The sequence below is a fragment of the Psychromonas marina genome (assembly GCF_030161115.1).
Lineage (GTDB): Bacteria > Pseudomonadota > Gammaproteobacteria > Enterobacterales > Psychromonadaceae > Psychromonas > Psychromonas marina.
In genome coordinates, this window is sequence record NZ_BSPQ01000019.1 from 61,067 (window position 1) to 84,974 (window position 23,908).

Genomic DNA, 23,908 nt, shown 5'->3' on the forward strand with positions numbered 1-23,908 from the left:
AAAGGGAAGCATTAGCTTCCCTTTTTTGATTGTTAACGAAGCTAAAGTTAGCTTAATCTTCAATACGTTTCATTGTTGCGCCAAGCGGAATTAGCTTATCTTCAATGGCTTCATAACCACGATCAATATGATAAATTTCATCTACAATGGTTTCACCTTGAGCAATTAGACCAGCAATGACTAGACTTGCTGAAGCACGTAAATCTGTAGCCATCACTTTAGCACCGCTTAATTGGTCATGATCGCCACAAATAGCAAGGTTACCATCGAGCTCAATGTTTGCGCCCATACGCTGTAGTTCAGGCACATGCATAAAGCGGTTTTCAAAGATATTTTCTTTGATACGCCCAGTACCCGGTGCAACCGTATTAAGCACGGTAAATTGTGCTTGCATATCGGTAGGGAAAGCGGGGAAAGGTGCTGTGGTTATATTCACAGATTTCAACTCTCGACCGTGCATATCAGCTTCAATCCAATCTTTACCTGAAGTGATTAATGCCCCTGCTTCTTCTAGTTTTACTAGCACTGCAGTTAATAAGTTAGGATCCGTTTTAAGACACTTAACTTTACCACCACTCACAACACCAGCGACTAAGAATGTGCCTGTTTCGATGCGGTCTGGTTGTACTTCATATGAACAATCACCTAACGACTCAACACCTTCGATAACAATAGTGTCAGTACCTACACCACTAATTTTACCACCCATCGCATTGATGAAGTTAGCAAGGTCAACAATCTCTGGCTCTTTAGCAGCATTTTCGATAGTGGTTGTGCCTTCTGCAAGTGCAGCAGCCATCATTAAATTACCCGTACCAGTAACACTAACCATATCCATGTATAGATGACAGCCTTTAAGGCGCCCATCTACACGCGCTTTAATGAAGCCATCTTCTACTTTAATTTTTGCACCCATTTGCTCTAAGCCATGGATGTGTAAATTAACGGGGCGAGCACCGATAGCACAGCCGCCTGGTAATGAAATATCTGCTTCACCAAAACGAGCAACTAAAGGACCAAGCGCTAAGATAGATGCGCGCATACTACGAACAAGTTCGTAAGATGCCGTATAATTTTTTACTTGCGAAGCATTAATTTTAACTTTATGACCATCTTGAGAGGCACTTGCGCCTAACTCTTTTAACAGCTCTAAAGTAGTAGAGATATCTTTTAGCAGAGGTACATTAGTTAAATTAACATCCCCTTTTGAAAGTAGCGTGGCAAAAAGAATTGGTAATGCCGCATTTTTGGCACCTGAAATGGTTACTTCACCATTTAATTGGCAACCACCTTGAATTAAAAACTGACCCATCGAACTACCCTTCCACTTACTAAATAAAATGTTTTTGTTTTTGCCACTCATCCGGCGTTAACGCCTTGATGGTTAACGCATGGATCGCATTAGATGCAATCTCTTCTGTTAATGGCGCATAAATTGTTTGTTGTTTTTTTACTCGATTCATTCCGATAAAAAAGTCTGCAACAGCAATTACCTGAAAAGTGCCATTTTCGCCTTTAACGATACACTCTTGTAACGTTAATGCACTTTCCAATTTTTCTTTTATTATTTCAATATTCATTGAAAGCCTTATTCCTTAAAGAGAAAACCAACCCCATATAATGCTGATAATATAGCTATCTTTTGACTGCTGTTGATAAACTGTATCGTTGAATAGGTTGTTTTAATTTGTGCCAAGTAGGCAATACCCGCAGAGTCTATATTTTTTACCCCCTGCAAATCAATTTTTTTTGTAGTGCAGTAACATTTAATCGGCGCAAAAGATTGCTCAGAAAGTTCACTAAGCACTAAATTACCAGAAAGAGATATCTGATCATTTTTTTTAAAGTCAGCCATTAAAACTCACTATTTTTCTTATTCAAGAGTTCGATAACATGATCGATCCCCTGCTTGTAAATAAGATCATTAAACTCAGATTGCTTTGTATTGAGCATGCTTATCCCTTCAGCAATCACATCAAATACCTTCCACTCGCCGTTTTTTTTATTTTTACGCAATTTAAAAGCGATTTGTGTTACCTGATTATTTTTATCGCGAATTCTAACAGGTACGCTGACAATTTTCTTATCCTTAAAATGATTGTTGTCTAATATTTCGATTTCTTGCTGATCATATTCAACTAAAATATGCCCATATGCATTGATCAGGTAACTTTTAAACGCAACCACAAAGGCATCTCGCTGCTCTTTTGTGGTTTTCTTAAGGTGGCTGCCCATCACCTTATAAGACGCATATTTGTAATCAAAATAAGGAATCAACTCCTCTTCGATGATTACTTTTATGTAATTAGGCTGTTCCTCTAATTGCTGTTTATCTGCATCGATACGCGCAAAGGTATTAACAGCAACCGAATGCAGAACCTGATTAGGGTCAGCGATTGTCTCTTGCTCTGCATTAACAAACAGAGTGCATAAGCTTAATAACATACTAAATATAATACGCATTATTCGTCCTTATTCATTGAATAGATAAATTGTCCGATCAAATCTTCCAAGACTAAAGCCGACTTAGTGTCCTCAATGGAATCGCCATCAACTAACATTTCAATATCTTCATCGATAAAGCCGGGGGTAATACCAATATATTGCTCCCCTAATAAACCTGAAGTCAGGATAGAAAGTGATGACGTTTCAGGGTAGATGCCTTTATTTTCAAACATAGCTAAGCGCACAGTAGGCATATAACTATCAACATCAAGGCTTATCTCTTCCACACGCCCAACGACTACACCGCCTAACTTGACCGGCGCCCGCACCTTTAGGCCACCGATGTTTGAGAAACTAGCGGTTAATATATAACTACGCCCTTCTCCTTTTAAGGATAGCCCAGCAACACTAAATGCCAATATAGCTAATGACAACATTGCACCAATAACAAAAATACCGACCCATAATTCAACTTTTTTCTGAGACATAGTTAATTCCAATTTAATCTATTTAATGAATACTAAACGCCAAACATTAATACCGTTAATACAAAATCCATTGCTAATACTAGCAATGACGAGATAACAACTGTTTTGGTTGTCGCATAACTAATCCCCTTAGCAGTTGGTACGACGTAATAACCGTTATACAGTGCCACCCAGGTAATCATTACCGCAAAAATAATACTTTTTAGAACGCCATTCATCACATCAGGCAGAAACTCAACACTGCCCTGCATTACTGACCAATAAGCACCACCATCAACTCCCATCCAATTTACACCAATCAGGTACCCTCCCCAGATTGCAACTACGTTGAACAACAACGTCAGCATCGGTAAGGTAATGATACCTGCTAATAATCGGGGTGCGAGAACTCGCTTATAGGGGGAAACAGCCATCATCTCCATACTCGCTAGCTGTTCTGTACTTTGCATTAACCCTATTTCAGCGGTCAACGCTGAACCGGCACGCCCAGCAAATAACAATGCAGCAACGACAGGACCGAGCTCTCTCAGCAATGAAAGAGAAACTAAACTGCCCAAACTTTGCTCTGCAGCATAGTCTACTAACACATAAAACCCCTGTAGACTTAATACCATGCCAATAAACAGACCAGAGGTTAAAATGATAGGTAACGATAAAATACCTAACTGAAATATTTGCTGAATCAATAAAGAGGGCAATTTTCTATGCGGTTTCCCTACAAACATCAACCATAACATCAGGCAAGCACGCCCGATTGCTTGGGTGAACGCAATACAGCTAGTTCCAATTTGTTGTACAAATGAGGCTATCATCGGTTTGCCTTCTCTAAATCATCACAAAAACGCGGCGCTTTAAAATGAAAAGGGACCGGTCCTTCACTTTTTCCTAATAAAAATTGCTGCAACAACGCATTATCCGTTTGTTTAAAAATCTCATCGACAGAGCCCTTAGCAATAATGCGTTTATCAGCCAATACGTAGACATTATCCGCAATCGACAGCACTTCATTAACATCATGGGAAACAATAATAGAGGTTAACCCTAAGGTTTTATTAAGCTCTTTAACCAATTTCAGTAATACATTCATTGAAATCGGATCTTGTCCCGTAAAAGGTTCGTCATACATAATAAGCTCAGGATCAAGTGCAATTGCACGTGCAAGTGCAACTCTTCGTGCCATACCACCTGAAAGCTCTGAAGGTTTGAGGTCTTTAGCACCACGTAAACCAACAGCTTCTAATTTCATCAACACCAAGGTACTCAATAAAGATTCATCTAGTTTAAAATGCTCACGTAACGGAAACGCCACATTTTCAAAAACTGACAATTCATTAAACAGCGCACCACTTTGAAATAACATGCCCATCTTTTTACGCGCTTGATAACGCACCTTTTCGCTGCAGTTATGAATCGCTTGATCGTTAAACAGTATCTCGCCACTATCAACGGGTAATTGACCACCTATAAGCTTTAGTAAAGTAGTCTTACCAATACCACTGGGTCCTAAAATTGCGGTAATTTTTCCCCGCTCAAAATTAAAATCTAAGTTATCAAATAATAACCTTTCGTTTCGAGAAAAAGAGAGTTGCTTGATCACTAAGTGGTTTAATTGCTTCATAAATTATGAGATTCATTTGATAATTTACATACTAGTTTATGGGATAACGCTTAATATTCAAACCTTAAACGCCGTAATTTAAAGATTTTGTAGTAATATTGAGATAAACAGATAATCATTTCTCGCGTTAAACGGCCCATTTTGCTATTTTATTTAGCATAGAAACTATTAAAATTGAGAAGCTCATGTTCACAACCCCCTATGGCCTAATTAGTAATGAAAATCACCAAAGAGCAACACAGATCAAACTATTAATTTGTGATGTTGATGGTGTGTTTTCTGATGGCAGAATCTACTTGGGTAACGACGGAGAAGAACTAAAAGCATTCCACACCAAAGATGGTTTTGGCATGAAAGCGATTATGCAAATGGGTATAGAAATCGCAATTATTACCGGTCGTCAATCCAATATAGTTGAAAATAGAATGCAAGCATTAGGTGTGACACATATAATGCAAGGTATTGAAGATAAAATGAGTGCTTATCAATCACTACTTAATAAACTCAATTTAACCAGTAATGAGGTTGCTTATATTGGCGATGATGTCGTTGACCTGGCAGTAATGCAGGCTTGTGGGCTAGGTATCGCTGTTTTTGATGCACACCCATTGGTTTTACAAGGTGCGGACTTAATTACAACAACTAAAGGTGGTTTTGGCGCAGTACGAGAAATATGTGATCTATTTTTACAGTGTCACAGCCAATTAAACACAACACAGGGCAAAAGTCAGTAGATGAGTAAACGGCAAGCTATTCCTTACATCCTATTGCTGATTGTTTTCTTAATCTGGCTATATCTAAAACCACAGCAAGAGTTAACGGCTTTATCAGAGCATCATCCAAGTTATATCGCCTATAACATTACCAATGATCATTTTAATGAAATGGGGCAAATCTCGCATCAAGTTTTTGCGACAAAAGCGACAAGTTATAGTGACAAAGAGATCACGGTTTTTGAAAACCCAAAAGTACTGATATACATACAAAATGAGCAAGATAACAGCATAACAACTTGGCAAGTTACCAGTGAAAATGGTGCCCTTTCTGAAGATAACAAACTTGTTTTATCCGATGATGTATGGGTTAAAAACCTGAGTTTAGACCAATTAGTCCAGACAATGAGTACAGAACAACTCACTATATTATTAGCTGAAAAAGAGATCAGCAGTGAGTTATTGGTTCACTGGCAAGGTCCACAAATGGAACAGCAAGGGATTGGCATGTGGGCATCCCTTGTTAGTGAAGAATTAATCGTTAAAAAACAGATAAAAGCGGTATACCTAAATGAAGCTCAATAAAACAAGTTTACTATTTGCTATGATGATCAGCTCTATTTCAGCGCAGGCATTAGAATCAGACTATGATCAACCCATTAATGTTAGCTCTGTCAGTCAGCATGCACAGATGAAAAGTAATACGGTTACTTTCAATGAGGATGTATTGCTAACACAGGGAACAATTAAAATAACCGGTGATAAGCTAACCGTTATTCGCGGCAAAAAAGCGAATCATGAAATCATGATCGCCGAAGGAAAAGTAGCGACTTTTTATCAATTGCAAGATGATGGTAAACCCTTTGATGCCGAAGCGAATACAATCCATTACGACGTTGCTAATGCTAAAATAACATTGACAGGTAATGCACAAGTAAAACAATTAGATAGTCAGATAAATGGCGAGAAAATCATCTACTTATTAGAAACAGAAGAGTTAACCGTTGAAAGTGATAAAGCAGGACAACAGCGTGTTAAAACAGTTTTCTTACCCGCTCAATTTGAAAAAAATGATGAAAGTAAACAACAGGCTGAAGATAAATAATGGCTGAGTTAATCGCAACAGGTTTAGTAAAAAGCTATAAAGGGCGTACCGTAGTAAATGGTGTAGGTTTAACCGTGAAAACAGGCGAAATAGTCGGTTTACTAGGCCCAAACGGAGCAGGTAAAACAACCTCTTTTTATATGGTGGTTGGATTAGTAAAACAGGATGAAGGTACCATTATCGTTGATGGCGAAGATATATCACATCACCCGATGCATATTCGAGCTCAAAAAGGAATCGGATACCTGCCGCAAGAAGCGTCAATATTCAGACGGTTAACCGTCACTGAAAATATTATGGGAATATTAGAAACGCGCAAGGAGTTGAGCAAAGAACAACGCCTAGAAAAATTAAATACGCTTCTTGAAGAATTTCATATAACCCATATTAAAAATAATAAAGGTATGAGTCTTTCTGGTGGTGAACGACGCCGAGTAGAGATTGCGCGCGCTTTAGCGACTGAGCCAAAATTTATCTTGCTTGATGAACCTTTTGCCGGCGTTGACCCTATTTCTGTTATTGATATTAAAAATATTATTGGGCAATTACGCGACAGAGGATTAGGTGTATTAATTACCGACCATAATGTGCGCGAAACGTTAGATGTTTGTCAGCATTCTTATATCGTGAGCCACGGAGAAATTATCGCCATTGGTACACAAGATGAAATATTAGCAAATGATCATGTGAAACAGGTCTACCTTGGTGAAGGCTTTAAATTATAGTCGATGACAACCCAATTTACTCATCAATCGACTAGTTCAAAGCGCTAGAATTGTTTTATTTTCTAAATATAACAATAATTTACAATGAACTTTGCCTTGAAGTAACTGGTTTTACTGGGTAAGCTTTATTATAAAGTCAATGGAATTGCGATAACACTTAATTTATATTAGGAATACGTTTTGATGAAACAAGGGTTACAATTGAAAATGGGTCAGCAACTTGCTATGACCCCACAATTACAGCAAGCAATAAAGCTATTGCAGCTATCGACCCTTGATTTGCAGCAAGAGATACAGAATGCACTTGATGAAAACCCACTGCTCGAGCAAGATGATAATAGCTCCACAGAAGCAGTTACAAAAGAACAAGATAGTAGTCAACTAGATACCAGCGAGGCAATGACTCAGCAAGAGTTTTCGGAAGAGATACCCGATGAAAGTAATTGGGAAGAGGCCTATACCCCACCACCAACAACATCAGTTTCTTCAGGTTCAGCAACTTATGATGGCGAAGATAGTGTTTACCAAGGTGAGTCTTCTACCTCGCTACAAGATCACCTTATCTGGCAAATGCAACTCACTCCCTTTACAGAAACAGATCTACTCGTCGCAACAGCCATTATCGATTCAATTGATGAATCAGGATATTTAACCAGTAGCTGTGAGTCTATTCTAGAAGGATTAAATACTGACGTTGAAGACCTAGAACTCGATGAAGTAGAAGCTGTGTTAAAACGAGTTCAACATTTTGATCCTATTGGTATTGCAGCTAAATCAGCTCAAGACTGTTTACAGATTCAACTGCGTCATCTTAGCAGTGAGACACCTTGGCGCGCCGAAGCGTTAATGATTCTCGAATTACATATGGATCTGTTAGGTAATCGAGATTACCGTACGCTAGCACGAAAAACCAAGTTAAAAGAGCATGAACTCGCTGAGATTATGCGCTTGATACAAACATTAGAGCCGCGACCGGGCAATCAGTTTGAAGATACCCAAGCTCAATATGTTGTGCCTGATGTTTATGTAAAAAAGATTGCTGGCCAGTGGCGTGTCTCGCTAAATCCTGACTGCGATCCTCAACTTACCGTTAATCAAAAATATGCCGACCTTTGTAAAGGTAATATTAGCAAAACAGACTCACAATTTATAAAAGGTAACCTACAAGAAGCAAAGTGGTTTATCAAAAGCCTTGAAAGCCGAAATGAAACACTATTAAAAGTGTCAAACTGTATCGTTCAACAACAGCAGGCTTTTTTTGAGTATGGCGATGAAGCGATGAAGCCAATGGTATTAAATGACGTTGCTTTCGAAGTTGAGATGCATGAGTCCACTATTTCTCGTGTTACAACACAAAAATTTATGCATACACCACGTGGTATCTATGAATTAAAGTTCTTCTTTTCTAGCCATGTAGCAACAGACAGTGGCGGAGAATGCTCCTCTACAGCAATACGAGCATTAATCAAAAAACTGGTTAGTGCAGAGCTAACAACCAAACCTTTGAGCGACAATAAAATAACGCTGCTACTTGAAGAGCAAGGTATTAAAGTAGCACGACGTACTATTGCGAAATATAGAGAATCATTAGGTATTCCACCATCAAACCAGCGTAAACAGTTATTGTAATAGAGTTAATTTAGTGAGCATAGATTGTTATTCCTAGCAAACATGTTCACTTTTATCCTCTATGCTATAAGCAAGCTATTTATCTTCTAAAGGGCTGAATATTGATTAATATTAAGAAAATTAAAATTCTTAATAGCCATTCTTATTGAACCTGATAAAATCGCGCCAATTGTGCCAATAGAAATATAAAATATGAAAATATCTGAACTATTAGATAAAGAGTCGGTTTTTTGCCAGACTAGCTGTAACAGCAAAAAGGGTGTGCTAGAAAAAATTAGCCACATTGCAGCAAAAAAATTAAATATGGATGCTCAAGAACTATTTAACTCGCTTATCGCGCGTGAAAAAATAGGCTCAACTGGCGTCGGACTTGGTATTGCAATACCACATGTGAAAATTGACAAGTCATATCCTGCTACCGCTATCTTTATGCAATGTTGCTCTGGTATTGATTATGATGCCTATGATGGCAACAAAGTAGATATTCTATTTGCTATCTTTGTACCTGAAGATAAATGCCCTGAATACTTAGCTGCACTTTCTGAAATCAGTAAAAAATTATTAGATAAACCTTTTTTACGTCAATTACGTAATGCAGATAGTAACGAGCATTTATACGAATTATTGCAGAGCGAATAAATTTTAGGGGATAAAATGAAATTAATCATCATTAGCGGACGTTCCGGTTCTGGAAAAACAATTGCACTCAATGTACTTGAAGATCTAGGCTACAACTGCATTGATGGTGTTCCCTACCAGCTGCTAGAACAGCTGATCGATACGGTTGATGCGCCCAACAATAAAATTGCAATCACATTAGATATTCGTAATCTCCCTCATGAAGCGTTGGCAATTGAACAGTTATTGTCAGCACTTAGAGATAAAATAGAGATCGAGATCATCTACATTGATGCCATCACTACAGAGCTAATACGCCGTTACAGTGAAACAAGACGCCTGCACCCGTTATCAAAGCAAAAATTATCGTTGTCACAAGCTTTAGAGCGTGAGCGAGAACTCATTGCCCCGCTAAAAAGAGAGGCTGCGCTTGAAATAGATACCACCACACTCTCTATCCATAATCTCAACGAACGCCTTAAAATTTTCCTACAAGGTTCAAGTAAAAGTAAGTTATTAATTATTTTTCAATCTTTTGGCTTTAAATATAGCCATCCTGAAGATGCTGATTATATTTTTGATGTACGCTTTTTACCGAATCCACATTGGGAACCGTCATTACAGAAATATAATGGTACAGAGCAACCTATTATCGATTATCTGGAATCACAGCCGGTGGTCAAACAAACCATTAATCAAATCGATAACCTTTTTCAATCTTGGATGCCGCACCTTGAAGAAAATAATCGCAACTACGTCACTATTGCGATTGGTTGTACTGGAGGAAAACACCGTTCCGTTTTTGTCACGGAAAGAATTGCAGCGCGCTTTAGCAGCAAATACCAAGTGCAGATTGAGCATAAATGCCTACCCTCATCATAAAGAGCTAGAAAACAGTGGATATCATTAAGCAAACTATTACAATACAAAATAAACTTGGCTTGCACACTCGTGCAACCATTAAACTAGTTGAATTAGTTAATGATTTTGACGCAAAAATCACCATTAGCCATCATGAAAAACAAGCCGATGCTGATAGTGTACTAGGGTTAATGGTACTAGAGACCTGTTATGGTCAAGAGATCGAAATTACAGCAACAGGTAACCAAGCCAAACAAGCAATGACAGCGGTTACCCAATTAATTGAAGATAAATTTCTAGAAGAAGAATAGCCTTAGGGAGTGAAAATGCTGGACAAAACAGACCTAAAAGACACCCAGCAATACCTCCAGGAAGTAAACAAAGCACTCGAAAGTGGTATGTTTGTACTTGCTCGTAGTATTATTGAAAAAATGCCAGCTTGTGATGTGGCCCTACTATTAGAATCCTCTCCACCCGCTAACCGTAAAGTCCTTTGGAACCTGACTGACCATGATCAGCAGGGTGAAATCCTTGAAGAATTAAATGAAGATGCCAAAGACGGCATTATCAGTTTAATGGATGCCGCTAATTTAGTTGCAGTAACAGAAGGCATGGATACCGACGATCTTGCTTATGTATTACGTGGTATTCCGGATAGTCTTTACCAGGCAGTACTAGAGCAAATGGATGCACAAGATAGGCATCGTGTTGAAACCGCATTTGCCTACCCTGAAGATACCGCTGGTTCAACCATGAGTACCGATACCATTACCCTTAGGGCAGATGTTTCTATTGATGTGGTGTTACGTTACCTGCGTCTTAAAGGTGAACTTCCTGAAGCGACTGATGCGCTGTATGTTGTTGACTCAACGGATCACCTGATTGGTGAAGTACCACTCTCTACACTGCTTACCGTTGATCCTTCGCTCTCTGTAGCACAGGTCATGAATACCAAGACCGGTAGTATATTTGCAGAGATGCCTGAACTTGAGGTCGCTAAGCTTTTTGAACGCCATGATTGGATATCCGCACCTGTCGTTGATCATGATAATCAGCTGCTAGGACGTATTACCATCGATGATGTGGTCGATATCATTCGTGAAAATGCAGAGCACTCCATGATGGGGATGGCGGGTATGGATGATGATGAGGATACTTTTGCCCCTATCCTGCCAAGTGCCAAGCGTCGTACCGTGTGGCTAGCACTTAACTTAGTGGCTGCCTTTATTGCTGCTTCTGTTTCTAATATGTTTGAAGCGACTCTCGAACAGATGGCTACCTTAGCAGTGCTAATGACCATCGTACCAAGTATGGGGGGTATTGCAGGTAATCAGACCTTAGCACTGGTTATACGAGGCCTAGCAGTTGGCCATATTGGTAACAGCAATACGCGCTGGTTAATTGGTAAAGAAGCAGCTATTGGTTTATTAAATGGTATGGTCTGGGCAATTTTCGTTGCCGTCGCCGTAGTCATCTGGAAAGGTGACATTACTTTAGGCATCATTATTGCTGGTGCAATGTTTATTAACCTCTTAGTGGCTGGTATTGCTGGTGTGACGATACCTTTAATTATGCACAAGTATAAAATTGATCCTGCATTAGCAGGTGGAATGGCATTGATGACTGTGACCGATGTAGTTGGGCTATTTTCATTCTTAGGGATGGCGACATTAGTGCTTAGGTATTAATGTAAAACTATTAGTCGTTAGTGGAAAAAGTTAGTTAACCTAAATAAACTAGCGACTAAAAGTCGTTAGTAGTTAGTTATCACACCAGAAACTAGCTACTAATAACTATCCTATTGCTTGCTCTTAAATAATAAACTCAAGCCATGATTCAAGTAAGTTTTTAAAATCCTCCAACCCACAACATGCTTCTATTTCAGCGTCGTAGAATGACATATCGTCAGTTAGCTCTTCATCGTCCCCTGATTCCATTAAACGATGATTTATGACCTGTGCATCTGCATAGGTTAGTAATAAATTAAATTCACTACCAGGCTGCTTATATTCGGTTAATGAACGGTTTTGTACTGCGTCTATTTTAGCGAGTAACGCTTCAACCCAATCAACAGACTGTCCTTCCATTTCAAGCCACGTCGCAATGGCTTCATGGTCCATCTCTGTTTGCACTGTTGCTTGACCGGTGATGAAGTCTTTTCTAAATTCGTATTCCATCTTTTTTCTTCTTAAAGCAAAAAAGGCCCCCATGTTGCCATGGGGGCCTTTAGAAATAATAAAAGTTGATTAGCTATTTACAGCTTTCGCTTGTGCAGCAACTTCTAAAACATTTGTTGGTACAAGTTCATATGCAGCTTGTGGTTTTAAAACAACATTTGATTTAGTAGCAACCATTAACATCTGTTTTAAACGGCTAGATTCGAAAGGTTTTAATAATAAACCTTGAACGTCTAACAAGCTATTTAGACCAAGAAGTTCGCGCTGAACATCAAAGTGTGAACTTAAAATACAGATATCAGCAGCCGCTGATGTTTGACCTGTACGGATATTCTTGATTAATTCAAGACCTGAATTATCTGCTAGTAACGTATCGATAATTACTAAATCAAAATCTTGTAATGCAACAGAACGTTCTGCTTCGATTGTTGTAGCAACACCTTCAACGTATGCAACATCTAGCTCTTCTAAAAGCTCGATTAACTGGATGCGTTGAGTCGCTTCAGCTTCAACTACTAATACTTTCATACCTGTAATTACGTTAGCTGAACCTTCAGATTGAGCAATAGGCGCTACGTTATTTTCAGAAACACCAACACCTTCCATACGTGCAATGTAGCCACGCTTAGGAATAGTTGAGATGTTTAAGCCGTGTAAGCTTAACGTACCAATGCTTTTACGTAGCTGAGAGATATGTTGGTTGATTGTATGGTCAGTCACTAAGCGACCCCATACATGTTGAGCAAGATCTTCACGTGTTACTACTGTATTTACATTTTTACATAAGAAATGTAGTAATGATGTACGTAAAGGACCTAGGTAAACCTTACGGCTTCCATGAATTAAACTGTTTTGGCTAGTGTCAATGTGGTATTCGCCCACAACTAAGCTTTTTTCTAACATAATAGTACCCACTTTATGATTGTTTATTTAAGATTATTAAAATACAGAAGAAACTTTACCTATACTGGTAAATTTATATCGTTATCAACTATAATTTTGTCACTGATTATGACCGGACTGTTATGACAGTCTCTGCTTTTTATCATATTTTGAGATAATATCAATTTTTGGTGAAAAAACAAGCTTGTTTTACTTGCTTTTATTCATTAATCATACTAATCGCAGATATATCATTATTTATCAGCAGGTTAACATCTGAAATTTTCTATATAAATACTATTAAAAGCATTTTTAAACATAAAAAAAACCATTACAAATAAAGGTAATAGACTTTTATCAATTAATCAATTTTAAAGTCAGAGAAATGTAAAATAATTGTTACATACATTTAACAGTGAATAATGAGTGCTTATTTAAGCCCATACAACCTTTTACAAGGTTACGTAGGCCTCATTGAACGACTATCTTTTCTGTCACCGCTTACAACAGAAATCAACTAGCTCAGCCGAAAAAAAATTACAACACATTGTTTTAAAAAGAACTGGTTTTATATCTCATCCCCTAACATCTCTGAGCAACCATAATCACTGCCTCTTTACTTAGCAGATAATTACTGAACAAGTTAATAACTTTAAGATTCAGAATAATTTAAATTTAATAACAATAATATTACTCACTTCATTCACGTCCCAACAAAAATAGGAAAAATAACACAATCAGTAAAAGATAAAGCAACAGCTTCATATTCTCACAGTCGTCATCATTCGCTCATTTATACCTAAGCATTTTAACGCTGCATATAGAAAGAAGGTGAAACGAGCAATTATCCATACTATTTGTTATTTATTACTATATTCAATTATTCACGTTGAATATTATTGAACGACGACAGGCAGCGATAACAAATCAATAACTCTTACTTTAATTCATAACCTAATTTAACAGCCAATAGCATTACTATCAGAGCAATTATTTCATGCTATATATAGAAAGCTTTAAGACTTTCAAATGACCATAAACCAATAAAGATGAGGCAGTGTGAAGATAAAAATTTAGAAAAAGTAAAATACTCAACAACTAGCCTTAGGCCCGATAAGAACTGCTAATGAGGTAACTTTATCGATATAATTATTTTTTCCTATCCGACATAAATCACATGAATAGTGTTAATTTAATGTTAACTTATGCATTTATTTAGTAGTGGCTAGAAAATAAGGTAAACTGTCGGTAAATTTGTCCTTGTTAATAACTACAATGTTATTAGCATCTTAGAACTAGAGAGAGAGTTTTAAATGAGTCTATATTTAGAGTACATCAAAGAAATTGAAATTCGTAAAAATGAGCTAGGATTGGCTCCACTGCCAATTGATGCTGCCGATTTACTATCGGAAATTATTGCTCAAATTAAAGATTTAGGAAATGAGCACCGTGAAGATTCACTTAATTTCTTCATTTATAACACTCTGCCTGGTACGACAAGCGCAGCCAGTGTAAAATCGGCTTTTTTAAAAGAGATCATTTTAGGTGAATCTGTTGTAGCTGAAATAACACCAACGTTTGCTTTTGAATTGTTGTCTCACATGAAAGGCGGCCCTTCAATTGAGGTGTTACTTGATTTAGCATTATCTGACGACGCACCCGTTGCAGAACTTGCTGCTGACGTATTAAAAACGCAAGTATTTTTATACGATGCAGATACAGCTCGCCTTGAAGCGGCATTTAAAGCTGGCAATGCAATCGCTAAAGATATTTTAGAAAGCTACGCTCAAGCTGAATTCTTCACAAAACTACCAAATATTGCAGAAAAAATTGAAGTAGTTACTTATATCGCTGGTGAAGGAGATATTTCTACCGACTTACTTTCTCCAGGTCATCAAGCACACTCACGTGCAGACCGTGAATTACACGGTAAATGTATGATCACGCCAGAAGCACAGCAAGAGATCCAAGCATTACAAGCTAAGCACCCTGACGCTAAAGTCATGCTTATCGCAGAGAAAGGCACAATGGGTGTTGGTTCATCGCGTATGTCTGGCGTAAACAACGTCGCTTTGTGGGCAGGTGAGCAAGCTAGCCCATACGTACCTTTTATTAACATTGCCCCTGTCGTTGCTGGCACAAATGGTATCTCTCCAATCTTCTTAACAACCGTTGATGTAACTGGTGGTATTGGCTTAGACCTTAAAAACTGGGTTAAGAAAACAGATGCGAGCGGTAAGACTGTTATTGATGAAAATGGTGATGCGGTATTAGAAGAAGCATACTCTGTTGCAACTGGTACTGTATTAACTATCGATACAAAAGCGAAAAAGTTATTCAACGGCGAACAAGAGCTTGCTGATATATCATCCGCGTTCACTCCGCAGAAAGTAGAATTTATGAAAGCAGGTGGCTCTTATGCTCTTGTATTTGGTAAAAAACTACAAACATTAGCGGCTGAAATGTTAGGTGTAAAACCAACACAAGTATTCGCTAGTTCAAAAGAAACGTCTATTGAAGGCCAAGGTTTAACGGCGGTTGAAAAAATATTCAATAACAATGCACTTGGTGTGACTTCTGAATCTGCATTACATGCGGGTTCAGATGTACGCGTTCGAGTAAACATTGTTGGTTCTCAGGACACCACAGGCCCAATGACCTGCCAAGAGCTATCAGCGATGGCTGCTTCTACGATCTCTCCTTTAGTTGATGGTGCTTACCAATCAGGTTGTCACACAGCATCGGTTTGGGATGGTAAAGCAAAAGCAAATACGCCTAAATTAATGAGTTTCATGAATGATTTTGGTCTTATCACTGCACGTGATCCGAAGGGTATTTACCATTCAATGACTGACGTTATTCATAAAGTACTGAATGATATTACAGTTGATGACCGCGCTATTATTATTGGTGGTGACTCGCATACCCGTATGTCTAAAGGTGTCGCATTTGGTGCCGACTCAGGTACCGTAGCAATCGCACTAGCAACAGGTGAAGCTGCAATGCCAATCCCAGACTCAGTCAAAGTTACCTTTAAAGGTAAAATGAAAAGTCATATGGATTTCCGCGACGTTGTTCACTCAACTCAAGCGCAAATGCTTAAGCAATTTGATGGTGAAAATGTATTCCAAGGTCGTGTTATTGAAGTGCATATCGGTACTTTATTAGCTGACCAAGCATTCACATTCACAGATTGGTCTGCAGAGATGAAAGCCAAAGCAGCTATCTGTATTTCTCAAGATGATACGTTAATCCAATCACTTGAACTTGCTAAGAGCCGTATCCAAATCATGATCGACAAAGGCATGGAAAACCCTGCCAAAACACTCCATGGTTTAATCGCATTAGCAGACAAACGTATCGAAGAGATTAAATCGGGCAGCAACCCAGCTTTAGCGCCAGATGACAATGCAAAATACTATGCAGAAGTTGTTATTGACCTAGATGCTCTCAACGAGCCAATGATTGCCGATCCAGACGTAAACAATGAAGATGTCTCTAAGCGTTATACGCATGATGTGATTCGCCCAGTATCATTCTACAACGGTAAAAGTGTTGATTTAGGTTTTGTTGGTTCTTGTATGGTGCACAAAGGTGACATGCAAATCATCGCTCAAATGCTACGTAATATTGAAAAACAAAACGGTAGTGTGTCATTTAAAGCGCCACTAGTGATTGCGCCACCAACATACAACATTGTTGATGAACTTAAGGCTGAAGGTGATTGGGAAATTTTACAAAAATACTCAGGCTTTGAATTTGATGATTCACACCCGAAAGATGCAGCACGTACTAAATACGAAAACATCATGTATCTAGAACGCCCTGGTTGTAACTTATGTATGGGTAACCAAGAGAAAGCTGAACCAGGTGATACTGTTATTGCAACATCAACACGCCTATTCCAAGGTCGTGTCGTAGCCGATACAGCAGAGAAGAAAGGAGAATCACTACTCGGTTCTACACCTTTAGTTGTTCTTTCGACGGTATTGGGTCGCTTCCCTACTATCGAAGAATACAAGAGTGCAGTAGAAGGGATTAACCTGACTGACTTCGTGCCGCCAACACAAGAGATGAGCACTAAGTTCGAAGGTAAACCAGTACCAGTTAAAATGGTATAGCTGCCGATAAGGCGTTTCATTGAAACGCCAAATTAGTATGAAATATGAGGGTTATTAATTTAGGTGAGTGGAAAAATTCCTCTCAATTAAATTAATAACCCTTTTTATCTCCCCCTCTCCTCTATCTCCCTTACTCACCTATCAAAACCACGATTAGATAGCATCATTAACCATAAAGTTTTCTCCAATGTGTATGATTTTCGCCTATTAACTCAGATGGATAGAATTAAAATGTTTGATAAATGGTACAAAATTTAAAAGAACACAAATGTTCAATCTACCCATTCGCCTATTACTAATATAAGCATTTAGAGGTTCATATTAGCGACTAAAATTCTCTCAAAATCTTGAGTTCCTGACATTTCAAACCTACGCTAGTTATAAAAAGTAAAGCAATAGAATGGCTGTTAATATTCATAATATTTGGAATGCTTATGTCAAATCATAAAGATGAAATTGAAGAGAATAATAAATCTTCAGAATGGAAAACATTTTTCCTTCTCACCGTCTGCCTTTTTCCTGTTTTAAGCGTTGCCGTCATTGGCGCTTATGGCTTCAGCATTTGGTTCCTACAGATGTTCATAATGGGCCCTCCCGGGCACTAGTTATCATATTCGACAAACTTAAACGGCTCAGTAGAGCACCGTAGGTCATCAATAAGGTCTCATTATGATGCAAACAATTAAGCGTTTTTGGAAAATCATTAGCAAGCCAAGCAATCATTTAAGCTTTGGGTTTCTTACCATTGGTGGGTTCATTGCCGGTATTATCTTCTGGGGTGGTTTTAATACGGCACTTGAAGTGACCAATACCGAAGAGTTTTGCATTAGCTGTCATGAGATGAGTGACAATGTTTATGTGGAACTACAAGATACGGTGCATTGGCAAAACCGTTCAGGTGTGCGGGCAACCTGCCCTGATTGTCATGTACCACACAAGTGGACTGATAAAATAGCACGTAAAATGCAAGCCTCTAAAGAGGTATGGGGCACTATCTTTGGCACCATCAATACACGTGAAAAATTCCTCGAAAAACGGGGTGAACTTGCCCAACATGAATGGGATCGATTCACTGCTAATAACTCTCTTGAATGTAAGAACTGTCATAACTATAACAGCATGGATTTTGACATCATGTCTGAACGTGCCCAAGTGCAGATGAAAATGGCGGCAGAACGCGATCAAAGCTGTATCGATTGTCATAAAGGCATTGCACATCACCTGCCTGAACATATGAACTCAGGTGACGGTACCCTTGCTAAACTTGAAGAGATGGCAACATCGGGTTACAAGACTGGCAATAGTTATTACAGCGTGCGCCAATTACCACTGTTTACCGATAAAACGTTAGGCACAGAGGCAGGTCAACTTAACGCTGCGACTAAAGTGACGATATTAGCAGTTGAAGGCGATGCTATTCAGGTTGAGATTGATGCGTGGCGTAAAACCAAAGGCTTTGGACGGGTGATGTTTGAAGATTTTGCAATGAACATCAACGACGGATTCTTAACTAAAGAGGTAGCACAAAGCGATCAATATATGCAAAAAGGCGAATCGAAAGTTGATGATTTAACCGGTTTGCCATGGCAAAAAGTCGAAGTGAAATTATGGATGCGTAATAGCTCATTAACCGAATCTCGTGACACCTTATGGACATTCGCAAAATCAACCTACGATGTTAGCTGTAGTGTTTGTCATACCCAACCAGCAGAGAACCACTTTGATACTAATACTTGGCCAGGCATGTTTAACGGTATGTTGTCATTCGTAAACTTAGACGGTGATACACAAGCATTAGTGCTCAAGTATTTACAAAAACACTCCTCTGATTTTTCAGAAGAAAGCCATTAATTAGGAGCTTATAATGTCAATTTCAAGACGTAGTTTTTTAAAAGGATTATTAGCTTCAAGTGGCGCAGCATTAGTGGGCCCCGGGTTATTACAAGTCGCGCATGCAGCAACGGCAGAGGAAGCGGGTAAATGGAAAGTCAGTGGTTCGCATTGGGGGGCATTCAGAGCACGTGTTTACGCGGGAAAAGTACAGGAGATTAAACCCTTTAATGTCGATAAATACCCAACGGATATGCTCAATGGTATTAAAGGAATTATTTATAGCCCATCACGTATTCGCTATCCAATGGTACGCTATGAGTGGTATTTGAATCGTGACAAAAGTGATACGACTAAGCGCGGAGACAATCGTTTTATCCGTGTCACCTGGGATGAGGCGATCACCCTATTCCATGACGAGCTCGAACGTATGCAAACTCAATATGGTCCATGGGCACTTCATGCTGGCAGCACGGGCTGGCGTCAAACGGGGCAATTTCATGCCTGTGGTAATCACATGGCACGCGCTATTGCTATGCACGGTTATAGTGTTAATAAAGTCGGTGATTACTCAACCGGTGCAGGGCAAACGATTATGCCTTACGTATTAGGTACAACAGAGGTCTACGCACAGGGCAGTTCATGGCCGGTTATCTTAAAAGAGAGTAAAACGATTATCCTTTGGGCTGATGATTTAGTGAAAAACTTACAGGTAGGTTGGAACTGTGAAACCCATGAGTCATTTGAATACCTTGAGCAGTTAAAAGATAAAATAGCTAAAAAAGAGATACGTGTGATCAGCATTGATCCGGTGGTCACTAAAACGCAGGATTATTTAGACTGCGAGCATCAATATATCAACCCACAAACCGATGTACCGTTTATGTTAGCGATGGCACATACTCTCTATAAAGAGGAGCTATACGACAAAAAATTCATCGATACCTATGCATTAGGCTTTGAAGAGTTTGTGCCTTATTTGTTAGGTGAAACAAAAGATAAAGTCGAGAAAACACCAGAGTGGGCATCAGCTATCTGTGGCATTAAAGCCGATGACATTCGTGAATTCGCACGGTTGTTAGTTAAACAACGTACGCAAATTATGGTGGGTTGGAGTATCCAGCGTCAACAACATGGTGAGCAGCCTTACTGGATGGCAGCGGTGCTTGCAACCATGATGGGGCAAATAGGTTTACCCGGTGGTGGTATCAGCTACTCTCATCACTATAGCTCTGTGGGAGTTTCTTCGACAGGCGCGGCGGGTCCAGGTGGATTTCCGCGTAATCCTGATAAACCAGATAATCGCATCCATAAGAACCAAGACTTTAACGGTTACAGCAGTACTATTCCCGTTGCACGTTGGGTTGATTGTATTTTAGAGCCAGGTAAAAAAATCCAAGCGAATGGTGCAACAATTACCCTGCCCGATGTCAAAATGATGGTCTTTTCTGGGTGTAATCCGTGGCACCACCATCAAGATCGTAACAATATGAAAAAAGCATTCCATAAACTAGAAACCGTAGTGTCTATCGATTTCACATGGACTGCAACCTGCCGCTTCTCAGATATTGTTCTACCTGCCTGTACACAGTGGGAACGTAATGATTTAGACCTTTATGGTTCATATAGCGCACGTGGTGTAATTGCAATGCACAAATTAGTGGATCCACTATTTCAATCTAAAACAGACTTTGAAATATTTGCATTGCTCGCGGGGAAATTTGGCCAGCAACAGGACTACACCCGTGGAAAAACTGAGATGCAGTGGGTAGAGGAACTTTATAACGACTGTGCAACTGCCAATAAAGCGGGCTTTGAAATGCCTGATTTTAATACTTTCTGGAAAGAGGGCTTTGTTGATTTTGGTAAAGGCGAAGATTGGGTTCGTCAGGCGGACTTCAGAGAAGATCCTGAAATTAATGCACTCGGAACACCTTCTGGTTTCATTGAGATCTTCAGCCGCAAAATAGACCGCTACGGCTATAAAGAGTGCCAAGGACACCCAATGTGGTTTGAGAAGTCCGAACGTTCTCATGGTGGCCCAGGCTCCGATAAACACCCTATTTGGTTACAATCTTGCCATCCTAATAAGCGCCTGCACTCACAAATGTGTGATTCACAACAGTTCCGTGAAACCTATACCGTTAAAGGCAGGGAACCTATCTACCTAAATGCACAAGATGCACAGCATCGTGGTATTAAATCGGGTGATTTAGTACGAGTATTTAATCTGCGCGGGCAACTTTTAGCAGGGGCAGTGATCTCTAAAAATTACCCAACCGGTGTTGCACGAATCGAAGAGGGAGCGTGGTACGCTCCGATAGATGAATCTATTGGTTCACTTGATACTTATGGTGATCCGAATACCTTAACCCAAGATATACCAACCTCTGAACTTGCTCAGGCAACCAGTGCCAATACCTGTCAGGTAGAATACGAAAAATTTACAGGTAAAGTACCCGCAGTCACCGCCTTTAATGGACCGAATGAAGTCGCTTAGCGAAATAACTAAACTGAATAGGTTAATATATATAATGGATAAAAATGCAGTGAATGAACTCAATGAGCAACGCGCAAGCATCTATTGGTGGTTTGCAACACTACTCACTAAAGAGCTAGATCAGCAACAGCTAAGTTATTACTTTTCAGGTGAAGGGCTTGCTCTGCTTACTCAACTTGAACAAGAGGTGTTATTCAAAGAACCTGTACTGCAAATAAAATCCGCATTAGTACAGATGATGGCCATCAAGCAGCCAAATTTAGAGCTCGCTGCTGATTTTAGTGAACTGTTTTTAACCGATGCTAAAAAAGGCGCACCTCCCTATGCTTCTGTTTATCTTTCAGAATCAGGTCAACTATTTGAAAAACCACATTTACAGATGCTTGAGCTATTTAAAAGTGAAGGTTTAATGATTGATCCAAACTTCAAAGAACCTGCCGATCATATTGCTATTCAGTTAGATTATCTCGGTAACTTAATCATTAAAGAGGCGCAGCAAAGTAGCACAGCGCAAACTGAATTTATTCAACAACAGCTTTTGTCGTGGTTACCTCCCTTTGTTAATGCGACTAAAAAGGTAAACAATAGCGGCTTTTATCAAGGTGTCTGTCAGCTTTTATTACAGTTTGTTGAGCAAGATTTTAATGAACTAAGTGCATAAAAAAAGGCTTGTTACCTTAACGGTAACAAGCCTTTTTATTGTTATATCGCTATTTTATAAATAGCGACATAATTATTTTTTACGCTTAACTGCTTTAGCGTTTGGAAGGTCAGTAATTGAACCTTCATAGATTTCTGCAGCAAGACCAACAGATTCATGTAGTGTTGGATGTGCGTGGATAGTAAGTGCGATATCTTCTGCATCACAACCCATTTCGATTGCAAGACCGATTTCACCAAGTAATTCACCAGCGTTTGTACCAACCACTGAACCACCAATAATACGATGCGTATCTTTATCAAAGATAAGCTTAGTCATACCATCAGAACAATCAGATGCGATTGCACGACCAGAAGCCGCCCAAGGGAATACTGATTTTTCAAAGTTAATACCCTGCTCTTTCGCTTCGCGTTCAGTTAAACCAACCCATGCCATCTCAGGTTCAGTGTAAGCAATTGAAGGAATTGTTTTTGGATCGAAGTAATGTTTCTTACCAGAGATAACCTCTGCAGCAACATGACCTTCATGCACACCTTTATGTGCAAGCATAGGTTGACCAACGATATCGCCAATAGCGTGGATATGCGGTACGTTAGTATGCATCTGCTTATCAACTTCAATGAAACCACGTTCAGTAACTTCAATACCTGCTTTTTCAGCATCTACTGAGAAACCGTTTGGAACACGACCAACTGCAACTAATACAGCGTCGTATGCTTTAGCTTCTTCTGGTGCATTTTTACCTTCAAAAGAAACGTATAGTGCGTCTTCTCTTGCATCAACAGCAGTTACTTTAGTTGATAACATGATATTGAATTTGTCTTTCACTTTCTTCGTGTAAACTTGCACGATATCTTTATCGGCAGCTGGTACAAGTTGGTCTGCAAACTCAACAACATCAACTGTAGAACCTAATGATTTGTATACAGTACCCATCTCAAGACCAATAATACCACCGCCTAAAATAAGCAGACGTTTTGGTACAGATTTAAGCTCAAGTGCATCTGTAGAATCCCAAACACGTGGATCATCATGTGGGATGAAAGGTAGTTTAACAGGACGAGAACCGGCAGCAATAATCGCGTTATCAAAGGTAATTTTAGTTACTTCACCATCACGAGCTGTTGCTTCGATAGTATTAGCGTCAGTGAAACGACCCCAACCAGTTACTGTTGTAACTTTACGCATCTTAGCCATGCCTTGTAAGCCGCCAGTCAGTTGCGATACTACTTTTTCTTTCCAGATGCGAATTTTATCTACATCTGTTGTTGGTTCACCAAAAAGAACGCCATGTTCAGAAAGTGCTTTCGCTTCTTCAATTACTTTAGATACATGTAAAAGCGCTTTAGAAGGGATACAACCAACGTTAAGACAAACACCACCTAGTGTTTCATATTTTTCAACGATTACTGTTTCTAAACCTAAATCTGCTGCGCGGAATGCTGCTGAATAACCAGCAGGACCTGAGCCTAATACCACAACTTGTGCTTTAATCTCTTTACTCATTTCGACCTCTGTATTTGATATCAATGATG

General features: G+C 39.2%; 24 protein-coding genes. 14 read left to right on the forward strand and 10 right to left on the reverse strand.

What is annotated here, in order from left to right; translation table 11 throughout:
* Positions 1 to 52: 52 nt before the first annotated feature.
* From murA to QQK09_RS16580, 7 genes are read right to left on the reverse strand one after another with little or no spacing between them, the layout of a single operon-like run.
* Positions 53 to 1,312 (reverse strand): UDP-N-acetylglucosamine 1-carboxyvinyltransferase, encoded by a 1,260-nt coding sequence (murA, locus tag QQK09_RS16550; protein WP_284205273.1) that lies wholly within the window; start codon positions 1,310 to 1,312, stop codon positions 53 to 55.
* A 19-nt stretch (positions 1,313 to 1,331) separates the two neighbouring features.
* Positions 1,332 to 1,580 (reverse strand): BolA family protein, encoded by a 249-nt coding sequence (locus tag QQK09_RS16555; RefSeq protein ID WP_284205274.1) that lies wholly within the window; start codon positions 1,578 to 1,580, stop codon positions 1,332 to 1,334.
* Between the two features lie 8 nt (positions 1,581 to 1,588).
* Positions 1,589 to 1,855 carry an STAS domain-containing protein gene (locus QQK09_RS16560; protein WP_284205275.1) on the reverse strand — a complete coding sequence of 89 codons (267 nt, stop codon included), beginning with the start codon at positions 1,853 to 1,855 and terminating at the stop codon, positions 1,589 to 1,591.
* A complete protein-coding gene (locus tag QQK09_RS16565; protein WP_284205276.1) occupies positions 1,855 to 2,463 on the reverse strand; it encodes an MlaC/ttg2D family ABC transporter substrate-binding protein in 609 nt (202 codons plus the stop codon). The genes QQK09_RS16560 and QQK09_RS16565 overlap by 1 nt, the downstream gene beginning before the upstream one ends.
* Positions 2,463 to 2,933, reverse strand: a complete 471-nt coding sequence (gene mlaD, locus QQK09_RS16570; RefSeq protein ID WP_284205277.1) for an outer membrane lipid asymmetry maintenance protein MlaD — start codon at positions 2,931 to 2,933, stop codon at positions 2,463 to 2,465. Before mlaD ends, QQK09_RS16565 begins: the two co-directional genes overlap by 1 nt.
* 32 nt (positions 2,934 to 2,965) lie before the next feature.
* Positions 2,966 to 3,745 (reverse strand): lipid asymmetry maintenance ABC transporter permease subunit MlaE, encoded by a 780-nt coding sequence (gene mlaE, locus QQK09_RS16575; RefSeq protein WP_284205278.1) that lies wholly within the window; start codon positions 3,743 to 3,745, stop codon positions 2,966 to 2,968.
* Entirely contained in the window at positions 3,742 to 4,551 is an 810-nt protein-coding gene (locus tag QQK09_RS16580; protein ID WP_284205279.1) for an ATP-binding cassette domain-containing protein, read from the reverse strand. Before QQK09_RS16580 ends, mlaE begins: the two co-directional genes overlap by 4 nt.
* 185 nt (positions 4,552 to 4,736) lie before the next feature.
* Here QQK09_RS16580 and kdsC point away from each other — a divergent pair, with 185 nt between their 5' ends.
* The 9 genes from kdsC to mgtE all read left to right on the forward strand — a co-directional run bounded on the left by kdsC (position 4,737) and on the right by mgtE (position 11,890).
* A complete protein-coding gene (gene kdsC, locus QQK09_RS16585) occupies positions 4,737 to 5,285 on the forward strand; it encodes a 3-deoxy-manno-octulosonate-8-phosphatase KdsC (protein WP_284205280.1) in 549 nt (182 codons plus the stop codon).
* Positions 5,286 to 5,849, forward strand: coding sequence for an LPS export ABC transporter periplasmic protein LptC (lptC, locus tag QQK09_RS16590; RefSeq protein WP_284205281.1), 564 nt, complete (start codon positions 5,286 to 5,288; stop codon positions 5,847 to 5,849). It begins immediately after the preceding gene.
* On the forward strand, positions 5,836 to 6,369 hold the full coding sequence (lptA, locus tag QQK09_RS16595) for a lipopolysaccharide transport periplasmic protein LptA (protein ID WP_284205283.1): 534 nt from the start codon (positions 5,836 to 5,838) through the stop codon (positions 6,367 to 6,369). The genes lptC and lptA overlap by 14 nt, the downstream gene beginning before the upstream one ends.
* On the forward strand, positions 6,369 to 7,094 hold the full coding sequence (gene lptB / locus QQK09_RS16600; protein ID WP_284205284.1) for an LPS export ABC transporter ATP-binding protein: 726 nt from the start codon (positions 6,369 to 6,371) through the stop codon (positions 7,092 to 7,094). The genes lptA and lptB overlap by 1 nt, the downstream gene beginning before the upstream one ends.
* Positions 7,095 to 7,277: 183 nt before the next feature.
* On the forward strand, positions 7,278 to 8,723 hold the full coding sequence (locus QQK09_RS16605) for an RNA polymerase factor sigma-54 (protein WP_284205285.1): 1,446 nt from the start codon (positions 7,278 to 7,280) through the stop codon (positions 8,721 to 8,723).
* A gap of 192 nt (positions 8,724 to 8,915) precedes the next feature.
* The gene (locus QQK09_RS16610) at positions 8,916 to 9,362 is read left to right on the forward strand and encodes a PTS sugar transporter subunit IIA (protein ID WP_284205286.1); all 447 of its coding nucleotides are present in this window, start codon (positions 8,916 to 8,918) and stop codon (positions 9,360 to 9,362) included.
* A gap of 15 nt (positions 9,363 to 9,377) precedes the next feature.
* The gene (gene rapZ / locus QQK09_RS16615; RefSeq protein ID WP_284205287.1) at positions 9,378 to 10,223 is read left to right on the forward strand and encodes an RNase adapter RapZ; all 846 of its coding nucleotides are present in this window, start codon (positions 9,378 to 9,380) and stop codon (positions 10,221 to 10,223) included.
* A gap of 14 nt (positions 10,224 to 10,237) precedes the next feature.
* Positions 10,238 to 10,513, forward strand: coding sequence for an HPr family phosphocarrier protein (locus tag QQK09_RS16620; RefSeq protein ID WP_284205288.1), 276 nt, complete (start codon positions 10,238 to 10,240; stop codon positions 10,511 to 10,513).
* A 15-nt stretch (positions 10,514 to 10,528) separates the two neighbouring features.
* Positions 10,529 to 11,890, forward strand: coding sequence for a magnesium transporter (gene mgtE / locus QQK09_RS16625; RefSeq protein WP_284205289.1), 1,362 nt, complete (start codon positions 10,529 to 10,531; stop codon positions 11,888 to 11,890).
* Positions 11,891 to 12,013: 123 nt separating this feature from the next.
* Here mgtE and QQK09_RS16630 read toward each other — a convergent pair whose 3' ends face one another.
* Both QQK09_RS16630 and QQK09_RS16635 read right to left on the reverse strand, forming a co-directional pair.
* Positions 12,014 to 12,379, reverse strand: a complete 366-nt coding sequence (locus QQK09_RS16630; protein ID WP_284205290.1) for a YacL family protein — start codon at positions 12,377 to 12,379, stop codon at positions 12,014 to 12,016.
* Between the two features lie 69 nt (positions 12,380 to 12,448).
* Positions 12,449 to 13,282 (reverse strand): winged helix-turn-helix domain-containing protein, encoded by an 834-nt coding sequence (locus tag QQK09_RS16635; RefSeq protein ID WP_284205291.1) that lies wholly within the window; start codon positions 13,280 to 13,282, stop codon positions 12,449 to 12,451.
* A gap of 1,292 nt (positions 13,283 to 14,574) precedes the next feature.
* Between QQK09_RS16635 and QQK09_RS16640 the strand changes: the two genes are divergently transcribed.
* The 5 genes from QQK09_RS16640 to torD all read left to right on the forward strand — a co-directional run bounded on the left by QQK09_RS16640 (position 14,575) and on the right by torD (position 22,373).
* The gene (locus QQK09_RS16640) at positions 14,575 to 17,382 is read left to right on the forward strand and encodes a bifunctional aconitate hydratase 2/2-methylisocitrate dehydratase (RefSeq protein ID WP_284205292.1); all 2,808 of its coding nucleotides are present in this window, start codon (positions 14,575 to 14,577) and stop codon (positions 17,380 to 17,382) included.
* Positions 17,383 to 17,816: 434 nt separating this feature from the next.
* Positions 17,817 to 17,987 carry a trimethylamine N-oxide reductase system protein TorE gene (gene torE, locus QQK09_RS16645; protein ID WP_284205294.1) on the forward strand — a complete coding sequence of 57 codons (171 nt, stop codon included), beginning with the start codon at positions 17,817 to 17,819 and terminating at the stop codon, positions 17,985 to 17,987.
* A gap of 67 nt (positions 17,988 to 18,054) precedes the next feature.
* Complete coding sequence (gene torC, locus QQK09_RS16650; protein ID WP_431312607.1) at positions 18,055 to 19,233, forward strand: pentaheme c-type cytochrome TorC; 1,179 nt, start codon at positions 18,055 to 18,057, stop codon at positions 19,231 to 19,233.
* 13 nt (positions 19,234 to 19,246) lie between these two features.
* Positions 19,247 to 21,712 carry a trimethylamine-N-oxide reductase TorA gene (torA, locus tag QQK09_RS16655; RefSeq protein WP_284205296.1) on the forward strand — a complete coding sequence of 822 codons (2,466 nt, stop codon included), beginning with the start codon at positions 19,247 to 19,249 and terminating at the stop codon, positions 21,710 to 21,712.
* A gap of 34 nt (positions 21,713 to 21,746) precedes the next feature.
* Complete coding sequence (gene torD, locus QQK09_RS16660; protein ID WP_284205297.1) at positions 21,747 to 22,373, forward strand: molecular chaperone TorD; 627 nt, start codon at positions 21,747 to 21,749, stop codon at positions 22,371 to 22,373.
* Between the two features lie 72 nt (positions 22,374 to 22,445).
* Here torD and lpdA read toward each other — a convergent pair whose 3' ends face one another.
* Positions 22,446 to 23,879, reverse strand: a complete 1,434-nt coding sequence (gene lpdA / locus QQK09_RS16665; protein WP_284205298.1) for a dihydrolipoyl dehydrogenase — start codon at positions 23,877 to 23,879, stop codon at positions 22,446 to 22,448.
* Positions 23,880 to 23,908: the final 29 nt, after the last annotated feature.

Bases quoted from the DNA above. Each gene is read 5' to 3' on its own strand.
- torC (WP_431312607.1), top strand. From the start codon at position 18,055: ATGCAAACAATTAAGCGTTTTTGGAAAATCATTAGCAAGCCAAGCAAT.
- QQK09_RS16635 (WP_284205291.1), bottom strand. From the start codon at position 13,282: ATGTTAGAAAAAAGCTTAGTTGTGGGCGAATACCACATTGACACTAGC.
- lptC (WP_284205281.1), top strand. From the start codon at position 5,286: ATGAGTAAACGGCAAGCTATTCCTTACATCCTATTGCTGATTGTTTTC.
- torD (WP_284205297.1), top strand. From the start codon at position 21,747: ATGGATAAAAATGCAGTGAATGAACTCAATGAGCAACGCGCAAGCATC.
- lpdA (WP_284205298.1), bottom strand. From the start codon at position 23,879: ATGAGTAAAGAGATTAAAGCACAAGTTGTGGTATTAGGCTCAGGTCCT.
- murA (WP_284205273.1), bottom strand. From the start codon at position 1,312: ATGGGTCAGTTTTTAATTCAAGGTGGTTGCCAATTAAATGGTGAAGTA.
- torE (WP_284205294.1), top strand. From the start codon at position 17,817: ATGTCAAATCATAAAGATGAAATTGAAGAGAATAATAAATCTTCAGAA.
- QQK09_RS16565 (WP_284205276.1), bottom strand. From the start codon at position 2,463: ATGCGTATTATATTTAGTATGTTATTAAGCTTATGCACTCTGTTTGTT.
- QQK09_RS16640 (WP_284205292.1), top strand. From the start codon at position 14,575: ATGAGTCTATATTTAGAGTACATCAAAGAAATTGAAATTCGTAAAAAT.
- mlaE (WP_284205278.1), bottom strand. From the start codon at position 3,745: ATGATAGCCTCATTTGTACAACAAATTGGAACTAGCTGTATTGCGTTC.
- QQK09_RS16605 (WP_284205285.1), top strand. From the start codon at position 7,278: ATGAAACAAGGGTTACAATTGAAAATGGGTCAGCAACTTGCTATGACC.
- kdsC (WP_284205280.1), top strand. From the start codon at position 4,737: ATGTTCACAACCCCCTATGGCCTAATTAGTAATGAAAATCACCAAAGA.
- lptA (WP_284205283.1), top strand. From the start codon at position 5,836: ATGAAGCTCAATAAAACAAGTTTACTATTTGCTATGATGATCAGCTCT.
- QQK09_RS16580 (WP_284205279.1), bottom strand. From the start codon at position 4,551: ATGAAGCAATTAAACCACTTAGTGATCAAGCAACTCTCTTTTTCTCGA.
- mlaD (WP_284205277.1), bottom strand. From the start codon at position 2,933: ATGTCTCAGAAAAAAGTTGAATTATGGGTCGGTATTTTTGTTATTGGT.
- torA (WP_284205296.1), top strand. From the start codon at position 19,247: ATGTCAATTTCAAGACGTAGTTTTTTAAAAGGATTATTAGCTTCAAGT.
- mgtE (WP_284205289.1), top strand. From the start codon at position 10,529: ATGCTGGACAAAACAGACCTAAAAGACACCCAGCAATACCTCCAGGAA.
- QQK09_RS16630 (WP_284205290.1), bottom strand. From the start codon at position 12,379: ATGGAATACGAATTTAGAAAAGACTTCATCACCGGTCAAGCAACAGTG.
- lptB (WP_284205284.1), top strand. From the start codon at position 6,369: ATGGCTGAGTTAATCGCAACAGGTTTAGTAAAAAGCTATAAAGGGCGT.
- QQK09_RS16555 (WP_284205274.1), bottom strand. From the start codon at position 1,580: ATGAATATTGAAATAATAAAAGAAAAATTGGAAAGTGCATTAACGTTA.
- rapZ (WP_284205287.1), top strand. From the start codon at position 9,378: ATGAAATTAATCATCATTAGCGGACGTTCCGGTTCTGGAAAAACAATT.
- QQK09_RS16560 (WP_284205275.1), bottom strand. From the start codon at position 1,855: ATGGCTGACTTTAAAAAAAATGATCAGATATCTCTTTCTGGTAATTTA.
- QQK09_RS16610 (WP_284205286.1), top strand. From the start codon at position 8,916: ATGAAAATATCTGAACTATTAGATAAAGAGTCGGTTTTTTGCCAGACT.